The organism is Aeromonas sp. LsrichE-8G (genome assembly GCF_022869435.1).
Taxonomy (GTDB): Bacteria; Pseudomonadota; Gammaproteobacteria; order Enterobacterales; family Aeromonadaceae; genus Aeromonas; species Aeromonas caviae.
Map to the genome: position 1 here is coordinate 1 of NZ_JALIHH010000081.1, position 2,627 is coordinate 2,627.

General features: G+C 56.9%; 2 protein-coding genes. Both read left to right on the forward strand.

Going from position 1 to position 2,627, the window contains the following annotated elements; all coding sequences use genetic code 11:
• Positions 1-203 precede the first annotated feature (203 nt).
• On the forward strand, positions 204-1,766 hold the full coding sequence (istA, locus tag MUW49_RS13580; RefSeq protein ID WP_024945937.1) for an IS21 family transposase: 1,563 nt from the start codon (positions 204-206) through the stop codon (positions 1,764-1,766).
• Positions 1,767-1,791: 25 nt separating this feature from the next.
• Positions 1,792-2,547 carry an IS21-like element helper ATPase IstB gene (istB, locus tag MUW49_RS13585; RefSeq protein WP_024945936.1) on the forward strand — a complete coding sequence of 252 codons (756 nt, stop codon included), beginning with the start codon at positions 1,792-1,794 and terminating at the stop codon, positions 2,545-2,547.
• Positions 2,548-2,627 lie beyond the last annotated feature (80 nt).

Below are 2,627 nucleotides of genomic sequence, written 5' to 3' on the forward strand. Positions count from 1 at the left end.
TGCGTATTCCCACGCATGGCGATCGCTCAATAACATTCATGCCGATCACTCAATAACATCCATGCCGATCGCCCAATAACATCCCAGGCCGATCACTTTTTTCCTCTATGGGAAACCATGATCGGCATGAATGTTATTGATGACTTCTTCTCCCCGCTTCGTTAAACCCGCACTTTCCAACTGGACCCAAAAGAGGAAAGTGCATGTCTGCGAGGCCTATCACCGTGAGAAAACTCAAAGAAATCCTTCGTCTCAAATATCAGGCTCAACTGGCGCATCGTCAGATCGCCCTCAGCCTGCATATCTCATCCAGCACCGTCTCCTATTACCTCAATCGCGCTGCTCAGTTGGATATCACTACCTGGCCGCTCTGTGAGCGCTGGGATGATGTCACCCTGGAGCGTGCCTTCCTCAGCACCCGCGCGGTGTCCAAAACCCGCCACAAACCGCTCCCTGACTGGGCCGTGCTCCATCAGGAGCTCAAACAGCCCGGTCAAAAAGGGGTAACGCTGGAGCTACTGTGGCAGGAGTATGCCGAGCGCAATAACGGTGCCCACTACAGCTACAACCATTTCTGTCGGCTCTATAAGGAGTGGGCATCGGTGCTGCAACCGTCGATGCGCCAGACCCATATCGCGGGCGAAAAACTCTTTGTCGATTACTGTGGCCAGACCATGCCCATCGTGGATCCTCATACCGGTGAGATCCTCTATCGGGCCCAGGTCTTCGTCGCGGTGCTCGGGGCCTCCAACTACACCTTTGCTGAAGCCACCCGCTCCCAACAGCTTGAGGATTGGGTGATGAGCCACAAGCGGGCCTTTGAGTTTTTCGGCGGCGTCCCGCAACTGGTGGTGCCTGATTGCTTGAAGAGTGCGGTCAGCGTGGCACGCAATACTGACCCGGATCTCAATCCCACCTACCAGATGCTGGCCGCTCACTTCGGCACAGCGATCATGCCCGCCAGGCCGCGCAAGCCGAAAGATAAATCCAAGGCCGAGGTGGGGGTACAGATCGTCACCCGCTGGATCCTGGCGGTACTGCGCCATGAGACCTTCCATAGCCTGGCTCAGCTTAACCAACGGATATCCGGGTTACTGACCCGGCTCAATGAGAAACCCTTCCAGAAGCTGCCCGGTTGCCGCGCATCCATGTTTGCCGAGCTCGATGCGCCAGCACTCAAGCCCTTGCCAGCGTACCCCTACCAGTACACCAAAGTGGTGTCGGTGCTGGTCGGCAAGGATTACCACGTCGACCTGGAGAAGCACTATTACTCGGTCCCTTATGCCTTGCAGGGCAAGCGGCTGGAAGCCCATCTGGCGGAGCGTACGGTCACCCTGTATCACGCGGGTAAGGTCGTCGCTCAGCACCCACGCAGTCATCGCAAAGGCCAGCACAGCAGTCTGCCCGCCCATATGCCAGCGCATCACCAGGCACTGCTGGAGTGCTCACCTGAACGCCTACTGAGCTGGGCCGCGTCCATCGGGCCCTATACCACGCATTGGGTGGATAGTTTTATCCGCCAGGCAGCGCATCCGGCCCAAGCCGTGCGACCTTGTCAGGCCCTGCTGGGACAGAGCAAAAAGTATGGCAAGGCGCGGCTGGAGGCCGCCTGTCTACGTGGCTATCTGACCGGCGCCAACCGGCTGCACCACATCCGCAACATGCTCAAACACGGGCTGGAACAACAACCAGTTGCCACCTCACGCCAGGATCCGTTGCAAGACATCCATCATGACAATGTCCACGGCGAACACTACTTCCACTAATCCATCACTCAACAAGGAAAAGAGCATGCAATTACATCTCGATGAACAACTGAGCACCCTGCGTCTGGGCGGTGTGAAACAGGCGCTGAGTCAGCAACAGACACAGAGCGCGTTGTATCAGGACATGAGCTTTGAAGAGCGGCTGCAACTGCTGCTGAGTCATGAGCTGGTGCAACGGGAGCAGCGCAAAGTTAACCGGTTGGAGAAGCAAGCGCGGTTTCGATTGTCCGGTCAAATTGAGCAGCTGGACTACCGTGCCAGCCGGGGAATAAGCAAAGCGCAGATCCGCCAGCTACTGGAAGGGCAGTGGCTGGCTCATCAGCAAAACCTGCTGCTGACGGGGGCGGCAGGCTGTGGGAAGAGTTACCTGGCCTGTGCGTTGGGCCGCTATTTTATCCGGCAAGGCGTAGCGGTGCGCTACTACCGGCTGAAAACCCTGCTGGAAGAGATGAGACTGGCGCAGGCGGATGGCAGTTATCCGAAGCTGCTGGAGCAGGTGAATAATGTGGGCTTGCTGATCCTGGATGACTGGGGCATGGAGATGCTGGATGCGGCCGAGCGCAGTAATTTGCTGGAGATCATCGATACCCGTTACGGGAGGGTCTCGACAGTGGTTGCGAGCCAACTGCCGGTAGAGAAATGGTATGGGATGATCGGAGAGGCCACATTCGCAGAAGCGATCCTGGACCGGCTGATCCACAGAGCGGTACGAGTAGGTTTGACAGGTGAGTCGATGCGAAAACAGGGCATCAACTTGACCGATGCCGATCAGGCAGAGTAAAAGAAAGACGCAGTTCCTGCGGGTAGAAAAATGGTGATCGGCATGATGTTATTGGCTGATCGACATGATGTTATTAGCCA